General features: G+C 35.8%; 15 protein-coding genes. All 15 read right to left on the reverse strand.

Annotated features, from left to right (window positions below; all coding sequences use genetic code 11):
- Nucleotides 1-75: 75 nt before the first annotated feature.
- A complete protein-coding gene (locus UFO1_RS10875) occupies nucleotides 76-882 on the reverse strand; it encodes a PHP domain-containing protein (protein WP_038670715.1) in 807 nt (268 codons plus the stop codon).
- Nucleotides 872-2,380, reverse strand: coding sequence for a leucyl aminopeptidase (locus tag UFO1_RS10880; RefSeq protein ID WP_038670717.1), 1,509 nt, complete (start codon nucleotides 2,378-2,380; stop codon nucleotides 872-874). The genes UFO1_RS10875 and UFO1_RS10880 overlap by 11 nt, the downstream gene beginning before the upstream one ends.
- 95 nt (nucleotides 2,381-2,475) lie before the next feature.
- Complete coding sequence (locus UFO1_RS10885; protein ID WP_007934279.1) at nucleotides 2,476-2,736, reverse strand: stage V sporulation protein S; 261 nt, start codon at nucleotides 2,734-2,736, stop codon at nucleotides 2,476-2,478.
- Between the two features lie 108 nt (nucleotides 2,737-2,844).
- Complete coding sequence (locus UFO1_RS10890; RefSeq protein WP_038670719.1) at nucleotides 2,845-3,630, reverse strand: TIGR00282 family metallophosphoesterase; 786 nt, start codon at nucleotides 3,628-3,630, stop codon at nucleotides 2,845-2,847.
- Between the two features lie 42 nt (nucleotides 3,631-3,672).
- Nucleotides 3,673-4,188, reverse strand: a complete 516-nt coding sequence (locus tag UFO1_RS10895) for a hypothetical protein (protein ID WP_038670721.1) — start codon at nucleotides 4,186-4,188, stop codon at nucleotides 3,673-3,675.
- Between the two features lie 139 nt (nucleotides 4,189-4,327).
- Complete coding sequence (gene rny / locus UFO1_RS10900; protein WP_084159812.1) at nucleotides 4,328-5,866, reverse strand: ribonuclease Y; 1,539 nt, start codon at nucleotides 5,864-5,866, stop codon at nucleotides 4,328-4,330.
- A 298-nt stretch (nucleotides 5,867-6,164) separates the two neighbouring features.
- Nucleotides 6,165-6,632: a regulatory protein RecX gene (locus UFO1_RS10905; RefSeq protein ID WP_236639430.1), complete on the reverse strand. Its 468-nt coding sequence runs from the start codon at nucleotides 6,630-6,632 to the stop codon at nucleotides 6,165-6,167.
- Nucleotides 6,616-7,668 carry a recombinase RecA gene (gene recA, locus UFO1_RS10910; protein WP_038670725.1) on the reverse strand — a complete coding sequence of 351 codons (1,053 nt, stop codon included), beginning with the start codon at nucleotides 7,666-7,668 and terminating at the stop codon, nucleotides 6,616-6,618. Before recA ends, UFO1_RS10905 begins: the two co-directional genes overlap by 17 nt.
- A 209-nt stretch (nucleotides 7,669-7,877) precedes the next feature.
- Nucleotides 7,878-9,458: a DEAD/DEAH box helicase gene (locus tag UFO1_RS10915; protein WP_038670728.1), complete on the reverse strand. Its 1,581-nt coding sequence runs from the start codon at nucleotides 9,456-9,458 to the stop codon at nucleotides 7,878-7,880.
- A gap of 35 nt (nucleotides 9,459-9,493) precedes the next feature.
- Nucleotides 9,494-10,735, reverse strand: coding sequence for a competence/damage-inducible protein A (locus UFO1_RS10920; protein WP_038670730.1), 1,242 nt, complete (start codon nucleotides 10,733-10,735; stop codon nucleotides 9,494-9,496).
- 98 nt (nucleotides 10,736-10,833) lie between these two features.
- Complete coding sequence (rimO, locus tag UFO1_RS10925) at nucleotides 10,834-12,165, reverse strand: 30S ribosomal protein S12 methylthiotransferase RimO (RefSeq protein ID WP_038670732.1); 1,332 nt, start codon at nucleotides 12,163-12,165, stop codon at nucleotides 10,834-10,836.
- Between the two features lie 30 nt (nucleotides 12,166-12,195).
- Nucleotides 12,196-13,233, reverse strand: coding sequence for an extracellular solute-binding protein (locus tag UFO1_RS10930; protein WP_038670734.1), 1,038 nt, complete (start codon nucleotides 13,231-13,233; stop codon nucleotides 12,196-12,198).
- A gap of 266 nt (nucleotides 13,234-13,499) precedes the next feature.
- On the reverse strand, nucleotides 13,500-13,895 hold the full coding sequence (locus tag UFO1_RS10935; protein ID WP_038670736.1) for a hypothetical protein: 396 nt from the start codon (nucleotides 13,893-13,895) through the stop codon (nucleotides 13,500-13,502).
- 150 nt (nucleotides 13,896-14,045) lie between these two features.
- On the reverse strand, nucleotides 14,046-15,968 hold the full coding sequence (locus UFO1_RS10940) for a YgiQ family radical SAM protein (protein WP_038670738.1): 1,923 nt from the start codon (nucleotides 15,966-15,968) through the stop codon (nucleotides 14,046-14,048).
- A gap of 253 nt (nucleotides 15,969-16,221) precedes the next feature.
- Complete coding sequence (locus UFO1_RS10945; RefSeq protein ID WP_038670740.1) at nucleotides 16,222-16,959, reverse strand: RodZ domain-containing protein; 738 nt, start codon at nucleotides 16,957-16,959, stop codon at nucleotides 16,222-16,224.
- Nucleotides 16,960-17,142 lie beyond the last annotated feature (183 nt).

A 17,142-nucleotide genomic window follows, 5' to 3' on the forward strand; every position in this document is an offset into this window, starting at 1 on the left:
ACTAATTAAGTATAGGTAAACTCCCCCTTTATTATTCATTTAGGAGGAGTTTTGTAGTTATAGAACAAGTCAAAATCACTTTTGTAGCTTTTTTACTAGCGATGCTGAAATTGTAAATACCCCCAATTTTTCAGGAAACCTAGTAGGAACAGCATGGAAATCTGATCCACCTGTTACTAGTAGTTGATGATCAGTCGCTATATTTAAGTATTTTTCCACTTGAAATTCTGTATGTGTAGGATGGTATACTTCCAGTCCTAGAATGCCAGTAGCGATAAGATCCCTAACAATATTGTCATCCCCAATCAAACCGGGATGTGCTAAGACTGGAATACCACCGGCTCTTTTTATTAAATTGATGACTTGTAGTGGTGTCAGTTTATAATGAGGCACATAGGCTGGCCCATTTTTATCTAATAACCTCGTAAAAACATCAGAAACATTAGAGAAATAGCCCTTTTCTATTAGCGCCTTAGCAAGATGAGGCCTGCCGATAGAGGTAGCTTGTTGTGCAATTTCTAGTACACGTAAATAATCAATATTATAACCTAAATGGTTAAGCTTTTCTACCATTTCTTTTATACGGTTGCGACGATGGGTAACTAAAACTTCTAAATGGTTGCGTAATTCAAAATTGTTTATATCAATTTGATAGCCTAAGATGTGCACTTCATTTGTCGGCAAATCGGTACTAAACTCTATGCCAGGGATAATACCAATCGTGGTAACTTTTGTGTAATTTAGTTCTAATAAACCATCAACGGTATCATGATCGGTGATGGCAATATAGGAAAGACCGGCTTCGATAGCTTGTTTAAGAATTTCTTGAGGTGAGAGATGCCCATCAGAAGCTGTAGTATGAATGTGTAAATCAGCTGTCATGTTGGCTTATATTTAGAGCTAGTTGTATTAGGGTTCTTGTAGCTACGCCTGTAGCACCTTTAACTTTATAGCCCTCTTCTTTCTCAATGTATGCAGTGCCGGCAATATCTATATGGACCCAGGGAGTCTTCTCAACGAATTCTTCAATAAAAGATCCAGCAGTAATGGCTCCAGCCATACGGCCACCAGAATTTTTTAAATCAGCAATCGTACCTTTCAGCTGCTCTTTGTACTCAGGAAAGTTTGGTAATTCCCACATTTTTTCTCCTGCATCAGTGGCTGCATGTAGCACTTGTTGGCAAAGGGTACTATCATTAGTGATTAAGCCAGAAGCTACATTCCCCAGCGCAACAACACATGCACCTGTTAAAGTGGCAATATCAATGATTTGAGTGGCACCTAACTTGTTAGCATAAGTAATAGCATCTGCAAGAATAAGCCTTCCTTCGGCATCTGTAGTAATAATCTCGATGGTTTTACCACTCATTGAGTAAATGACATCACCAGGCTTAAAGGCATTTCCATCAGGCATATTTTCGGTGCAAGGAATAAGCCCAATAATATTAATTTTGGGTTTAAGTTCTCCAATCGCTGCCATGGCACCTAATACTGCAGCCCCACCTGCCATATCACTTTTCATCTCACCCATATTTAAGCTTGGTTTGATAGAAATACCACCACTATCAAAAGTGACACCTTTTCCTACGAACGCTGTAATTTGTTTACTAGTTCTATCTCCCATATATCTTATAACAATCATTTTAGGAGGCTGAACGCTGCCTCGAGTGACCGCCAATAAAGCGTGCATGTTTTCTTTTTCCATATCTTCTTTCTCTAGTACTGAAAATTCAACGTTACTTAGTTGGGCAATTTCTTGCGCACAAATAGCCATTTTAGTAGGCGTCATATACTGAGCAGGGTGATTAACTAAATCACGAGCTAGATTAACCTTTTCACTAATTATAGCAGCATTGTGGATACCCTTTTTCAGGAAAGATGCATTATTAGCATCATTTTCGATAAGGAATAAAGTTCGAATGTCTGCATTTTCAGGTTTATTTGTCTTATAGTAATTAAATTGATACATTCCTAAGATCATGCCCTCTAAAAGGGCTTGTACAATTTTTTGAATATCATTCTTTTCCGTAACTAAATCACAGGGAATCATGGCAATAGATATAGAATGTAATTTCTTTATTACACGCGCAACAATCCCAGATAACGCTCTTATTTTATCAATACTTAAGCTTTCCTTTTCTCCCATACCAAGTAGCACGACATGTTTAGCGTTAAGCATTCCAAAGGTATGAATAATAGTAGTTTCGCCATACTTACTACAATCAGAGTTCTCTGATATAATGTTGCTTATGTGACCTGATAATGCGTTATCAATTAGCTTTGTATACTCATTTTGCTCTACAACGTCTTTAAATATGTGAATGATCAAAGTATCACATGAGATCTTAGTTATTGAGTTATTTGTTACTACTATTTCCATTGCAAACCTCCATGTTAAATTATTATATGTACATAATACTATTGTACCCCAAATAAAATAGCTAAAACCTGTTCCTTAGAACAGGTTTTAATTATTTATCGCGGTTGGACTATTAGTTTCATGGCGGTTCGTTCCTCACCATCAATTAAAATGTCAGTAAAGGCAGGGATGCAAATAAGGTCAACACCATGAGGTGCTACAAATCCTCTTGCAATTGCTACTGCTTTTACTGCCTGGTTAAGTGCGCCTGCGCCAATTGCTTGCATTTCGGCGCCGCCTCGTTCTCTTAGCACTCCAGCCAATGCACCTGCTACAGAATTCGGGTTAGATTTTGCTGATACTTTTAAGACTTCCATGTTTTTTAGTACCCTCCTTTTAGTTAGAAAGCAAATGATAAAGTCCTTATTATATCAGTATTCGTTGTGTACCCAAAAAATTCCTTTTTTTATATTGAAGAAATAAATTTAAAATTTCAAATTTTCTTGTATTCGTGTAATCTCGCTTACTTTATTTGAGCTAGGATCAATTTTTATTATAATTGCACAAAAAATTGATTCATTACCAGTAGCAACAGTAAACCTAGTTGGCAGTCCTGTTAAAAACTTTTTTATTACAGGTTCTTTATCTACCCCTAATACTGAGTTTAAAGTTCCTACCATGCCAATGTCAGAGATGTAAGCAGTACCTTGTGGTAGAACACGTTCATCTGCAGTTTGAATATGTGTGTGGGTTCCTGCGATACATGACACCTGCCCATCTAAATACCAACCCAAAGATAATTTTTCCGAAGTAGCTTCCGCATGAAAATCTATAATAATAACTTCACAGGTATCTTTAATTTCACATAAAATTTCACTGGCAGTACGAAATGGACAATCTATTGGGGGCATAAATACGCGACCTAGGAGATTAATAATAGCGACGTTTCGCCCCTGAACAGATAATATATGAAAGCCTCTACCTGGTGTGCCAGGAGGATAGTTCGCTGGACGAATTAAATTCGATTCTAAATCAATAAAATCAAATACTTCTTTTTTATCCCAAACATGATTCCCTGTTGTAATGCTATCAATACCCATTGAAAAGAGTTCCTTTAATACATTCGCAGTAATCCCGACCCCACCAGCTGAATTTTCACCATTCGCTATGATTAAGTCTAAATTGTATTTTTCTTTTAATAGAGGAATAAAATGAGCAGCAGTACGCCTACCAGGTTGACCACAAATATCACCAATCATCATAATATTCATTTGTAATCCTCCAATTAAGACTATTTAATAGAAATGATATATTTACTTGTTAAAGACTAAAACTCTGCCATCTTCTCGTATGCCAATTAATCGATTTTCATCATAATGTGTTTTTAAATTTGTCAGCATATCTTCAATTACTTCTTCTTGCAGTAGCAAATCTTCTTCTAGTAGGGAATCATTATAGTCGATAATTAAATCTTTAAACGTTTTTCTTAATAAAGCAATAAGTAAGGCAATTTCGTTTTTAGAGATAGTATGTACATCTCTAAAAATACTTAACATAGCAACTTTTTCAAAAATATCTAATTGTATATCAACAGTTTTTAGTGGCAGACCTTCTAGTGTAGTATAAGCAATAATACTGCTTTTTAATAGCTGCTTGGCGTTTGAAAAATCAAGTTGGGATGGTATTGTAGATAACATAAAAGTTAGTTTTAACCAATTATTTTGTGGATCAAAGCTAATAGTACCAATTTCAGGATAGCGAACAAGTATAGAAATTAATAAATTGACACCATCTGAGACTTCTTCGTTATTTTCTTTATATTTAGGCATAAAAATCACCGTCCAATAGTAATTATAGAGTATTAATTAGATGTACATATTCTCTAAAGCTTATTCGAACTCCTTTTGGAAATATATGGAACAAATAGTAAAACGACCTTAAAGGTAAGGTCGTTTTACTATTTGTTATTTACTTAGCGTAGTCAACTGCACGAGTTTCACGAATTACAGTTACTTTTATTTGTCCAGGATACTCAAGATCATTTTCTATTTTTTTGACAATATCTCGTGACAGACGAACCGAGGCTAAATCATCTATTTTATCAGGTTTAACCATTATACGAATTTCTCGACCAGCTTGAATAGCAAAAGATTTTTCTACACCTTCAAAGGATTCTGCTATTTCTTCTAGTCTTGTAAGACGTTTTAGGTAACTTTCAAGACTTTCTCTACGAGCACCAGGACGTGCGGCTGATATTGCATCAGCAGCAGCAACTAAAACTGCCTGGACTGTAGTTGGCTCTTCATCACCGTGATGCGCACCGATCGCATTAACTACTTCAGGTGACTCACGATATTTTTTTGCTAAAGTCATACCCAATTCAACATGGGATCCTTCCATTTCATGATTGACAGCCTTACCAATATCATGTAAAAGTCCGGCTCGTTTAGCTAACATAACATCAACACCTAATTCTGCAGCCATAACACCTGCTAAGTGAGCGACTTCAATAGAGTGTTTAAGTACATTTTGTCCATAACTTGTGCGGTATTTTAAGCGACCAAGAAGTTTAATAATTTCAGGGTGAAGTCCATGCACTCCAGTTTCAAAGGTTGCTTGTTCACCAGCTTCTTTGATTCTTTGTTCAACTTCTTTTTGGGCTTTTTCAACCATTTCCTCAATACGGGCTGGATGAATTCGTCCATCGGCAATTAATTTTTCTAAAGCAATTCTAGCTACTTCACGACGTATCGGGTCAAAGCCAGATAATATGACAGCTTCAGGAGTATCATCAATAATGAGGTCAATACCAGTTAATGTTTCTAATGTTCGAATATTACGTCCCTCACGTCCGATAATACGACCTTTCATTTCGTCGTTAGGTAACGCTACCACAGAAACTGTAGTTTCTGCAACATGGTCTGCAGCACAACGTTGAATAGCTAAAGAAATGATATTACGTGCTTTTTTATCAGCATCTTCTTTTGCTTGTTGTTCTAATTCTTTAATCATCATTGCAGTTTCATGTTTAATTTCTTCTCGAGCATTAGCTAATAGTAAATTGCGAGCTTCTTCAGATGTTAATCCCGATAATCTTTCTAATTCAGCAAGTTGTTTGGCATATAAAGTATTAATTATTTCTTGACTTTTATCTAATTCAGCCTCTTTATGACTGATAATTTCCTCCTTTTTTTCAAGGGAGTCAACTTTCCGGTCAAGATTTTCCTCTTTTTGCATTAAGCGTCGTTCTAAACGTTGAAGTTCTGAACGTCGTTCTTTAGTTTCCCGCTCTAATTCACTTCTAAGTTTGTGAATCTCTTCTTTAGCTTCTACCAGTGCTTCTTTTTTCTTAACTTCACTTGAGCGTTCTGCTTCTACGATTATCTTTTTAGCAGCCTCTTCGGCTGAGATTATTTTTGCTTCAGCAGTTTTTTTGCGTATCCAGTAGCCTATGCCGAAGCCCAAGATAGCAACAAGTACCGTTGTTAAAATAAATTCAAATATAATCTTACACCTCCTTTTATTTAAATAATATTAAGGGTAAGCTGGCAAATTTACACAGCTCTTAAAAGCATTTCACAATTACTCCCCTACAGTAATTGGTTTTATTGGATAAGTATTACAATTGCATTTGCAATTGATTAATTCAATTGTAAATGTTTTTCAAAGTAGTGTCAAGTTATCCCTTATGTCTCTTGCTGAGATTAGACAAAAATGCAAAAAAACTGCGAAAAAAGCTTGTATTTAAAGAAATTTGAATAAAAATAAAAAATGATTTGGCACAAGCCAAATCATTTTATGTTTATTAGAAATTATTTTCAGATTGATAAAGATGTTGTATAACTTTACTGATACTAGTTGATGAAAATCCTTTAGTAGCTAAATATCGATAAATCTTTTCTTTAGTAGTAGCATCGACAATTTTAAAGCGAATATTTACTATTTTAAGGGCAGACTGCCATTCCTCTTTATCACAAGCAGAAATTATATTGTGTATAATAGCATCTGGTATGCCACGTTGCTTCATCTTAAAGTTAATCTGTTTTAAACTATACTTGCCAGCTTGCAAGTATTTATTAAATAAATTTTTCGCCAGTTCATCATCATTTATATACCCATATTCTCGTAAGCGCTGTATGACATTTTCAATAGAATCATAACTATAATCTTTATAATGTAACTTTTGTTGCAATTCGCATTCGCTATGAGGACGACGAGCGATAAGATGCAATGAAGCTTGCCAAACATCTTTCTGACTAGTCAATTGAGACATCATCTAATAAATCAGCAACGGGGACTTTACTTTTTTCAACTAATAATAATTCTCGAATCTTTTTGTCAATTTCACTAGCTATATCAGGATTTTGTTTGAAGAATTCTTTAACATTTTCACGTCCTTGGCCAAGACGAGTATCGTTATATGAATACCATGCTCCACTTTTATTGATTACATCAAAAAGGGTACCAATATCAACTAAACATCCTTCATGGGAAATTCCCTCGCCATACATAATATCAAATTCCGCTTGTTTAAATGGTGGTGCAACCTTATTTTTAACTACTTTAATTTTAGTACGATTACCAATGATATCATTTCCTTGTTTAAGACTCTCGGCTCTTCTTACTTCTAATCTTATTGTGGAATAAAATTTTAAAGCTCGTCCACCTGTAGTCGTTTCAGGATTACCAAACATAACTCCAACTTTTTCACGAATTTGATTAATAAAGACAACAATTGTTCGAGACTTGCTGATAATACCCGTTAATTTACGCAATGCTTGGGACATAAGTCTCGCATGTAAGCCCACATGAGAATCACCCATTTCACCATCAATTTCAGCTTTAGGTACCAATGCTGCAACTGAATCTATGATGATCATGTCAATTGCATTGCTTCTTACTAGAGCCTCACATATTTCTAAAGCTTGTTCACCATTATCTGGTTGGGAGATAAGCAAATTATCAATATCAACACCAAGATTTTTAGCATAAACAGGATCTAGGGCATGTTCGGCATCGATAAAAGCTGCAAGTCCTCCAGATTTTTGAGTCTCTGCAATCATATGTAGAGCTACCGTCGTTTTACCTGATGATTCAGGTCCATATACTTCTATCATTCTACCTCTGGGGACACCGCCAATGCCAAGAGCAATGTCAAGTGGTAATGCACCAGTTGGAATTACTTCTACATTCATTCTAGCAGCGGCCTCACCTAGCTTCATAATAGAACCTTTACCAAAATCTTTTTCGATTTTGCGTACAGCACTTTCTAAAGCTTGTAGTTTATCTGATGATGTTGATTTTTCCATGAATTTATCATCCCCCTTGTTACTTTCATTGTACAAACATTTGTTCGTATTGTCAATAGTCATAAATGTACGATTTATTCAATTCGACGAAAGAAGAATATAGGCTCTAATGGGAAATATAAGTAAATAAGAAGAGGACATAAAGTCCTCTTCTTATTTAGAATCAAAAGCATTCTTGTAATGGAAACGATTCTTTACAGGAGTCGTTACTATCTGCTTTTCGCAGGTTCAACGTTAATTTTATATCCTTTAATAGAACTCTTATGCAATACAGAGATAACACGCTCGGCAATATCCATAGGAACCTCTACAAAAGTAAATTTTTCATAGATATTGATTACGCCAATATTGCTTCCAGGGATATCGGCTCCTTCGGCTATTGTGCGAACAATATCTTCAGGACGTATTTTTTGAGCTCTACCTGCATTAATAAATAAGCGAACCATGCCTGCTTCAGCACCTGTATTAGTGAAATCAGGTTTGTCTTCTTCAACAGCAAATTTTTCTTTAAAACCTTCTTGTGCCAGCTTTAAAGCGGCTGCTGCTATTTCTATCGGGTCATAATCAGCTGCTAAATCTACAATAATGTCTTGATAGACCTCAAATTTACCTTGATCAATCATTTGTACCAGGCGATTTTTGATAATTTCTCTTTGACGATCTAGAATGTCGGCAGCAGATGGAAGCTGTTTACGCACGATACGGGATTTAGTTAGTTTTTCAATAAGTTTAAGTTGACGATATTCACGAGGATTAATAAAAGTAATCGCCACGCCTTTTTTACCCGCACGGCCCGTACGTCCAATACGATGAACATAAGCTTCATTATCTTGAGGAATATCATAATTGAAGACATGAGTGATATCATCAATATCAATACCACGAGCAGCAACATCTGTAGCAATTAGTAATTCAAGCTTACCATCACGGAATTTTTTCATAACTCTATCACGTTGTGCTTGACTTAAATCACCATGTAAGCCATCAGCCATGTAACCTCGTCCCTGTAATGAAACTACCAAATCATCTACGCCTCTTTTAGTGCGACAGAAGATTATCGATTTTCCAGTTGTTTCAACATCAAGAACTCTACATAATGCTTCGAGTTTCTCACGAGTTTCATAATAGACTTGATCAATAAGAGGAACGGTAAGTTGCTCTCTACTGATTGAAATGGTTTTAGGGTTGTTCATATATTTCTTAGCTAAATTAGCAATTGGTCCTGGCATAGTAGCAGAAAATAGAAGTGTTTGTCTTCCTTCAACAGGAAGTTGTTGCATAATTGTCTCAATATCTTCCACAAAACCCATATCAAGCATTTCATCTGCTTCATCTAGGATTAATGTTTTTACAGCATCAAGTTTGATAGTTTTGCGACGAATATGATCTAAAAGCCTACCCGGAGTACCAATTACCACTTGAACGCCTAAACGCAAGGCTTTAATTTGTCTATCGATAGGTTGTCCACCGTAAATAGGTAAAGTTCTAATTCTTTTAAATTTACCTATTTTCGCCAATTCCTCAGATACTTGAATTGCAAGTTCGCGGGTTGGAGTAAGTACTAGTACTTGAATTTGGCGATTGTCTACAATACGCTCTATTGCAGGTATGCCAAAGGCAGCCGTTTTACCAGTACCTGTTTGGGCTTGCCCAATAACGTCGTGACCTTCAAGTACAAGTGGAATTGTTTGGTTTTGAATAGGTGATGGTTCTTCAAAACCCATTTCAGCGATCGCTGAAAGTAGCTTTTTGCTTAATGGAATATTACCAAATAATTGAGTTTCATTCAATGTGTATTGCCCCCTAATTTTTTAAAAATATTATATTATAACGATAATGTATACTCTCTTAGCATATGTAAAGCGGCTTGTGATATACGATATTTAATATCAGTACGCTGACCATTAAATGTATGATGTTGGCATTGTATACCAGCCGGGCCATCAATTGCAATAAATACCGTACCAACAGGTTTTGTTGGAGTAGCGCCAGTTGGGCCAGCTATGCCGGTAATCCCTATTCCAATACTAGCAGCAAATTTTCGACGAATACCAGTAGCCATAAGGCAAGCAGTTTCTTGACTTACAGCTCCATGCTCAGCGAGGATTTGCGGAGTTACATCAATAAAATCAGTTTTAATTTTATTGGTATAACAAACTATAGAACCCACGAGGTAATCTGAACTACCAGAAATGTCGGTAATGCGACTGGTAACTAGACCTCCCGTACATGATTCGGCTAATGCAACAGTAAACTTCTTTTCAGTTAAAGTTTTTCCAATATTTGCTTCGATAGTATCATTATCCAGACCCCAAATGTAATTGGCAATTTTATGCCGGATTTGTCTCTCCAGTGCATCGATTAATTCTGTGGCTTCAATGCTTGTACTACTTTTTGCAGTAAGTCGAATAATAATTTCACCCGGTCTTGCAAGCAATGCAATAGTTGGATTGGACTGAGAGATAACTAAAGTTTTGATTTTCTCTTCTAAAGAGGATTCGCCGATACCATAAGTATGTAATACCCTAGAGACAATGGCTCCCTGTAATCCAAATTTTGTTTTTAGGTAAGGAATCACTGCATGTTCATACATCCACTCCAATTCGTGAGGAGGTCCAGGTAAATGAATAATTATCTTATTATCATGTTCTAGAATCACACCCGGAGCGGTGCCACGCTCATTCTTTATTACATAAGCGCCTTCTGGTATCATTGCCTGTCGTAAATTGTTTTCTGGCATAGGGAGTTGACGTTTGGCAAAAAAATATGCCATATGAGTTACACTCTCTTCGTGTAAAAATAAAGGGCGATTTAATAACTGTGCAGTTACTTCTTTTGTGATGTCACCTTGTGTGGGTCCCAATCCACCCGATGTAATTATTACATCGGATCTGCTTAATGCATTACTTAATACTTCTGTCATTCGTGTTTTATTATCACCAACTGTTGAATGATATAAAACGTCAAAACCTAATTCATTTAGCTTCTGAGATAAAAAAGGTGTATTGGTATTATTGATTTGACCCAAAAGTAGTTCTGTTCCAGTAGCCACTATTTCTACGATCATGTAAAATCACTCCCCCATAATTGGGCAATTATATAAATAAAACATATAGCTCCTATACTGTTAAACAGTAGCGAGCTTATAAAATTTTACAAATAGCTCTATAATTTTTCAGCAACTACATCATATGTAAATCCTTGGACGATTTTTACTTTTATAACATCTCCAGGTCTACAATTAGTTGCTTTTTCAACGTATATCTGTCCGTCGACATCTGGTGCTTCACGGTATGAACGCCCAGAAACAACAATCTCTGGCTCAGTGTTGACTTGCTCAATTAAAACATCTAAGACTGTTCCTTCAAGCTCTTGATTAAGTTGTTCAGATATTTGGCACTGTAATGTCATGAGGTTATGATAGCGTTCTTGTTTAACCTCATCGGATACCTGATTTGGAAGATTAGCAGCTATTGTATCTTCCTCTTGTGAATAGGTAAATACTCCAACCCTATCAAATTTCTGATCCATTACAAATTGTCGAAGATCTTCAAAGTGAGCCTCTGTTTCTCCAGGGAAACCAACAATAAAAGATGTTCGAACTGTAATACCAGGAATTTTGGAGCGTAAAGTATTTAATAGATTTTCAATATCTTTCCGACTATCTTGTCGAAGCATTGATTTCAAGATAATATCATTTGCGTGTTGTAAAGGTAAATCGATGTATTTGCAAATTTTAGATTCTGTAGCAATAAGTTCAATAAGTTCATCAGAAAAATGCTTTGGATAACAATAAAGCAAGCGAATCCACATAAGCCCATCAATTTTAACCAGTTCTTTTAAAAGATCTGTTAATTTAGCCGCACCATATAAATCACGGCCATAACTAGTAGTGTCTTGTGCAATTAAGTTAACTTCTTTCACACCATTCGCAACAAGATTTTTAACTTCTGCAACGATCGATTCCATCTTTCGACTACGGAAAGAACCTCTTACTTTTGGAATTACACAGTAAGAGCAACAGTTACTACATCCTTCGGCAACTTTAACATAAGCACTATAAAAAGGTGTAGTGTTAATGCGTGGCATAGTTTCATCATAGATAGTATTGGTTTCTCCAACTAATAATACACGTTTCTTATCATTCATCGTGCTATTAATTGCTTCCATTATGCGATGCCAATCCCCTGTACCAACAATGGCATCAACTTCTGGCAATTCATCCAATAAGTCTTGCTGGTATCGCTGCCCAAGACAACCAGCTACAATTAGGCATTTACAATTGCCTTGCTTTTTATATTCAGCCATTTGAAGAATTGTCGTTATCGATTCTTCTTTGGCTGACTCTATAAAACTACATGTATTAATAATGAGAATATCCGCTTCTTGGGGGTTATCGGTTAGTTTAATTTGATTGGTGGCTAATAGTCCTAACATGACTTCTGTGTCTACAAGATTTTTAGCGCAACCCAGGCTTATAAACCCGGCTTTTAACATTAAGTGTTCCTCCTAGTATAGATAATATTTTTACTTTGAAGCTAGCCGTACTGTTTTTATCCATTTATCAAGTAATTGGCTTTTCTGCTCAAATGAAAAATTTTCTTTCTTGTCCCAAAGTTTAATATTTTTAGTATCATAGTATTTATAGATAAGCGTTTCTGGATTTGTAGGAACATAATAAAAATTATTGGTGTACAAAGTACTTTGGGCAATATCTTGTAGTAACCAATCAATAAATTCCTTCGACTCCGATTCATTGTGCGTGCCAGCAATTAAAGCTGCACCCGTTAAAATAAAAGAAGTTCCATCTTCAGGATATAACAATGCAATAGGAAATTTATCATTCATATAATGTATTGTTTCGTTTTGCGTGGCAATAGCTATGTCGACCTCTCCCATCCCAGCCATTCGTATAGGGGTAGTTAGAAATTTAGCATACTGTACAATCTGAGGATGTAATTTTTTTAAATAGGCGAATGTTTGTGTTTCACCATTTGCAGATAATAGTGTATAAAATAAATTTGCGGAAGCCTCTGCTGCTAAAAAATCCGTGATACCTATGCGGCATTTATTGTCTAAAGTAAGGTCATTCCATTTGGTCGGTAATTTAGGAAGACTCTTTAAGTAGTCCTGATTAACAGCAAATACGATAGGGTCATACCAAAGACCTGTCCAATAATTGTTTGCATCTTTAAATCGATCAGGTATTATATCTATTTGTTCGGAAGTGTATGGCGCTATTGTATTAATTTTTTGTGCTTGTTCTAATAATGCACGGTTAGCAATAATAACGTCAGCATGAGGTGCAGCTTTTTCTACTTGAATCCTTGTTAACAAATCCTGCTCGGAAAGCGGTATAAGATTAATACGCACGTTCTTAGATTTTTCGTACTCTTGCGCTAAGAGTGAAAGCTGCTCAATAGGTAACGTTGTATAAACATTAATACTTTTCATGCTTTTTTCAGGATTTTGTTTATCGGCATAGCCCTGCAAGGAAGTACTGCCGGCAATTACGATGACGAGTACAAAGAAAGCGATTAATAGAATTGGCAGATAACGACGCATATGCTACCTCCAGTACAAATTAGACCAATAATACTATACCTCTTATTGGTCCGCTATGCAAGTCAATTTTCTCTAAAGTACTAGAAAGGGCTTAGATTGTACTAAGCCCTCCTTTTTATATGGAATTGTAGTATACGTTCAGTCGTAGTAGTGAATGTAGGCTCTGAGGGCTCAGAGGAATTAATCATTTAAAGCCTTCCTGCAGATAAATATAGATACAACATCTTAATGGATTTTTTAGCGTTGGGCTTAAAATGATTATGATATTATATTACTGTTATAGGTTCAGAGTGGTGAGTAATTATGGAATCTTGAGAATCAAGTAAACTTACTTGTAATTCATAAACGCCTTCATGAGTAAAGTCAATATCTTCTAAGAGAATATTATTAATTTGTCGATACGTATTATTTTCTAAGGAAAAGGGGCCATTTTCCCCACTCGCTACAACTCTTCCATCTGGTGCGAGTATTTCAATTTTTTCTTTATAACTTTTATGTGAATTATCATTTGCACCCCGCCAAATTGTAAGAATTGTGAAGGGCTGAGAATATCCCATAGTATATTGACTAAATTCATTGTAGATCGTGTGTCGTCCATTTTCATCGGTAGTCATACCTTCACATAATAATGCGGCTTGCAAATGAGGCTCGGCAATATTCATTAATACTCTCCTCCTACTAGCTTTTTTGTTAGTATGGTCTGAAAATTATGGAGTTATGTGAGGCATGTACCTAAAATAGTAGAATAAGAATATTGGGATAATATTACCTTAATTATCTGCGAGAAATAAGTAACTATTTGCACTACCTAATTAGCGACTTTTAGTGTGTTTCTTTATATTTTTTTTACGTGATGTGGTTGTTTTTGACTGTTTACTGCGTCCTATATCCTTTACTACTTTACTACTTGCTGATGTGTGTGATTTGTAATTTGAATTATGCGGAGGACGAATTAAGCACTTAGGTCCGTGACCAATAAGATCTTGACGGTTGGCTTTTGTAAGTGCCTCATATACTAACATATAGTTTTTTGGATCACGATATTGCATCAATGCCCGCTGCATTTTCTTTTCATGAATGTCTTTAGCAACATAGACCCTCTCATTAGTAAGAGGATTGATACCTGTATAGTAGATGCAAGTAGATAAGCTCCCTGGAGTGGGAATAAAATCTTGTACCTGTTCTGGCCTATAATTCAAATCTCGGATAAATTCAGCTAATTCAATAGCTTCCTTAAGACCAGATCCGGGATGGCTTGACATAAAATAAGGAACAAGATATTGTTCTTTGCCGATTAACTCATTGACACGCTTATAAGCTTTCATAAACTTTAAATACACGCCTTTACTAGACTTGCCCATTAAGTTAGTCACTTTTTGCGAAATATGTTCTGGTGCAACTTTGAGTTGTCCACTAATATGATGCTCACATAATTCACGTAAGAATTCCTCATTATTTGGATCCGCCATTAAATAATCGTAGCGTAATCCTGAACGAATGAAAACTTTTTTTACACCTGGCAAGGCACGCAACGTACGTAATAATGTTAGATAATCTGTATGGTTTGTTTCCAGTTCCTTACATGGATTTGGGGCTAAACATTGACGAGCTTTACAAGTGCCTCTCTCAGATTGGTTTTGGCATGATTGTATGCGAAAATTGGCGGTAGGGCCACCAACATCGTGAATATATCCTTTAAAGCCGGGCATTGCGATAATTTTTTTAGCTTCATTTATAATTGATTCTTGACTGCGACTTTGGATAATACGTCCTTGATGTGAAACAATAGCACAAAAAGAACATCCGCCGAAACAACCACGGTGGCTAACTAAACTAAATTGCACTTCTTGAATTGCTGGAACACCTCCAGCTTTTTCATAGATAGGATGATAAGTTCGTTGATAAGGGAGATCATAGATTTCATCCATTTCTACAGTCGATAAAGGCAAAGCTGGTGCATTTTGTATTACAAAATATTCACCATGGTTTTGAACAATTGTTTTACCACGAATAGCGTCTTGTTCTTGGTACTGAACTTTAAACGCTTGGTTAAAAGCTTCTTTATCTGTATTCACAGCATCGTAACTAGGCGTTTCAATATAATCCCATAAATGTTCGGTAGTATTAGATTTGTAGCAAGTGCCTTGCACGCTTCGAATATCTGCTATATCTATACCTTGTTGTAACTGATCGGCAATTTCTTTTATTTGTTTTTCACCCATGCCATATACCAAAATATCAGCCCGGCTATCAATTAAAATTGAACGGCGTACCGAATTAGACCAATAATCATAATGAGCGAAGCGTCTAAGACTTGCTTCAATTCCACCAATAATAATTGGGATATCTTTCCACACCTCACGAATCCGATTACAGTAAACGATAGTAGCCCGATCGGGGCGACAACCCGCCTTTCCGCCAGGGGAATAATTATCAGTACTCCGATATTTTTTTGCAGCAGTAAATTTATTTAACATAGAGTCAAGGTTTCCCGCCGAAACTAATACACCTAAACGAGGCTTCCCCATCTTCTTAAAGTCTAACGTTGAGCGCCAGTCCGGTTGAGAGATAATGCCTACACGATATCCGTATTTCTCTAGTAGCCGACAAAGAATAGCAGGTCCGAAGCTAGGATGATCTACATACGCATCGCCGCTAATAAATAAGAAATCCAATCGATCCCAGTCACGTTTGACCATATCTTCTTTACAAATTGGTAAAAAATCGTTTTTCATAATTTTACTTCTCCTAAAACAATATATCCATCTTGGTCAATTATTTAAAAATGGATACAATTGCTACATGTTTTTGTATTTTAAAAGTTATTTTACTAATGAATAGTAAAATAAGAAAAGACTTGGCTTTTTGCCAAGTTCTTAGACGTAGGCAAAAGCCTTAGTCATTGCTTGAGAAGTAAAATAGGTAGCTCTCAAGCATCAAATCCAATACTATTCAGCAAAGAATTTGATCTTATGTATAATAATGAGTTTATCTATTTGCCATATACGTTTTGACAAGGACTTCACCTTTAACTCCTAATTTCCCCATAGGTTGTCCATTATATACTATATCAATTCCACCAGCATTCCCAACTTTTAGCGTAATATTTTGTTCTGCTTCCCATGTTAGGGTTTCACCAGCTTGAGGAGTGCCTTCATAAATTATTTTATTGTCAGCAGTTATTAAAGTCCAGCATTGATCAGTGTACTTTGCTGTAAGTATTACGGGCTTTTTTTGAACTGGTGCTATTGGTGGAGCTACAGATTGTTCTTTAGTTACTTGGTTTGGGATGGTTGGAGTGGATTGTGCTTGCTTTTCTACATTAGGTTCTTGTATCGATTTCGAACTACCTAAAAACCACCATGCGCCACCGATGGCACACAAGGCAAACAAACTGATTGTTATCCATTTTATTTGAAAATTATTGGTCTTACCTGGCTTATCAGCGGAGGCTTTGCTTTCAGGGGATAAATTTTCGTCTGCCAGAGTATTAGGATTTTGATCTTTGCGATACAAATCCATTATTTCTTGACTATCTAAACCTAAATAATTAGAATAATTGCGAATAAATCCTTTTACATAAACCTCACCAGGAATAACACTATAATTATCTTCTTCAATTGCTGTTATATATAAAGTTCTTATACTGGTAGCAAATTCAATTTCTTTAACCGACAGCCCTTTTTTTTCTCGTTCACTACGCAGTATTTTGCCAACTGTTTGCACGAAAGTTACCTCCCTAAGTTTCTAAATACTTTATACTATTCTATAAATATCTAATTGATAAACACGCATAATAAAATAGTTATTTTTTTCTGAAAAACTATCTCATACTAACAATAGTTACATTCTAACATTTATAGAGAATTTTTTCAAAGTATCTTTTTAATTATCTACAACCATTTACCA

The organism is Pelosinus sp. UFO1, assembly GCF_000725345.1.
Classification (GTDB): domain Bacteria; phylum Bacillota; class Negativicutes; order DSM-13327; family DSM-13327; genus Pelosinus.

What these genes read in the sequence shown, in the direction of transcription:
- UFO1_RS10875 (WP_038670715.1), bottom strand. Translation starts at nt 882, where the DNA reads ATGACAGCTGATTTACACATTCATACTACAGCTTCTGATGGGCATCTC.
- UFO1_RS10880 (WP_038670717.1), bottom strand. Translation starts at nt 2,380, where the DNA reads ATGGAAATAGTAGTAACAAATAACTCAATAACTAAGATCTCATGTGAT.
- UFO1_RS10885 (WP_007934279.1), bottom strand. Translation starts at nt 2,736, where the DNA reads ATGGAAGTCTTAAAAGTATCAGCAAAATCTAACCCGAATTCTGTAGCA.
- UFO1_RS10890 (WP_038670719.1), bottom strand. Translation starts at nt 3,630, where the DNA reads ATGAATATTATGATGATTGGTGATATTTGTGGTCAACCTGGTAGGCGT.
- UFO1_RS10895 (WP_038670721.1), bottom strand. Translation starts at nt 4,188, where the DNA reads ATGCCTAAATATAAAGAAAATAACGAAGAAGTCTCAGATGGTGTCAAT.
- UFO1_RS10905 (WP_236639430.1), bottom strand. Translation starts at nt 6,632, where the DNA reads ATGTCTCAATTGACTAGTCAGAAAGATGTTTGGCAAGCTTCATTGCAT.
- recA (WP_038670725.1), bottom strand. Translation starts at nt 7,668, where the DNA reads ATGGAAAAATCAACATCATCAGATAAACTACAAGCTTTAGAAAGTGCT.
- UFO1_RS10920 (WP_038670730.1), bottom strand. Translation starts at nt 10,735, where the DNA reads ATGATCGTAGAAATAGTGGCTACTGGAACAGAACTACTTTTGGGTCAA.
- rimO (WP_038670732.1), bottom strand. Translation starts at nt 12,165, where the DNA reads ATGTTAAAAGCCGGGTTTATAAGCCTGGGTTGCGCTAAAAATCTTGTA.
- UFO1_RS10930 (WP_038670734.1), bottom strand. Translation starts at nt 13,233, where the DNA reads ATGCGTCGTTATCTGCCAATTCTATTAATCGCTTTCTTTGTACTCGTC.
- UFO1_RS10935 (WP_038670736.1), bottom strand. Translation starts at nt 13,895, where the DNA reads ATGAATATTGCCGAGCCTCATTTGCAAGCCGCATTATTATGTGAAGGT.
- UFO1_RS10940 (WP_038670738.1), bottom strand. Translation starts at nt 15,968, where the DNA reads ATGAAAAACGATTTTTTACCAATTTGTAAAGAAGATATGGTCAAACGT.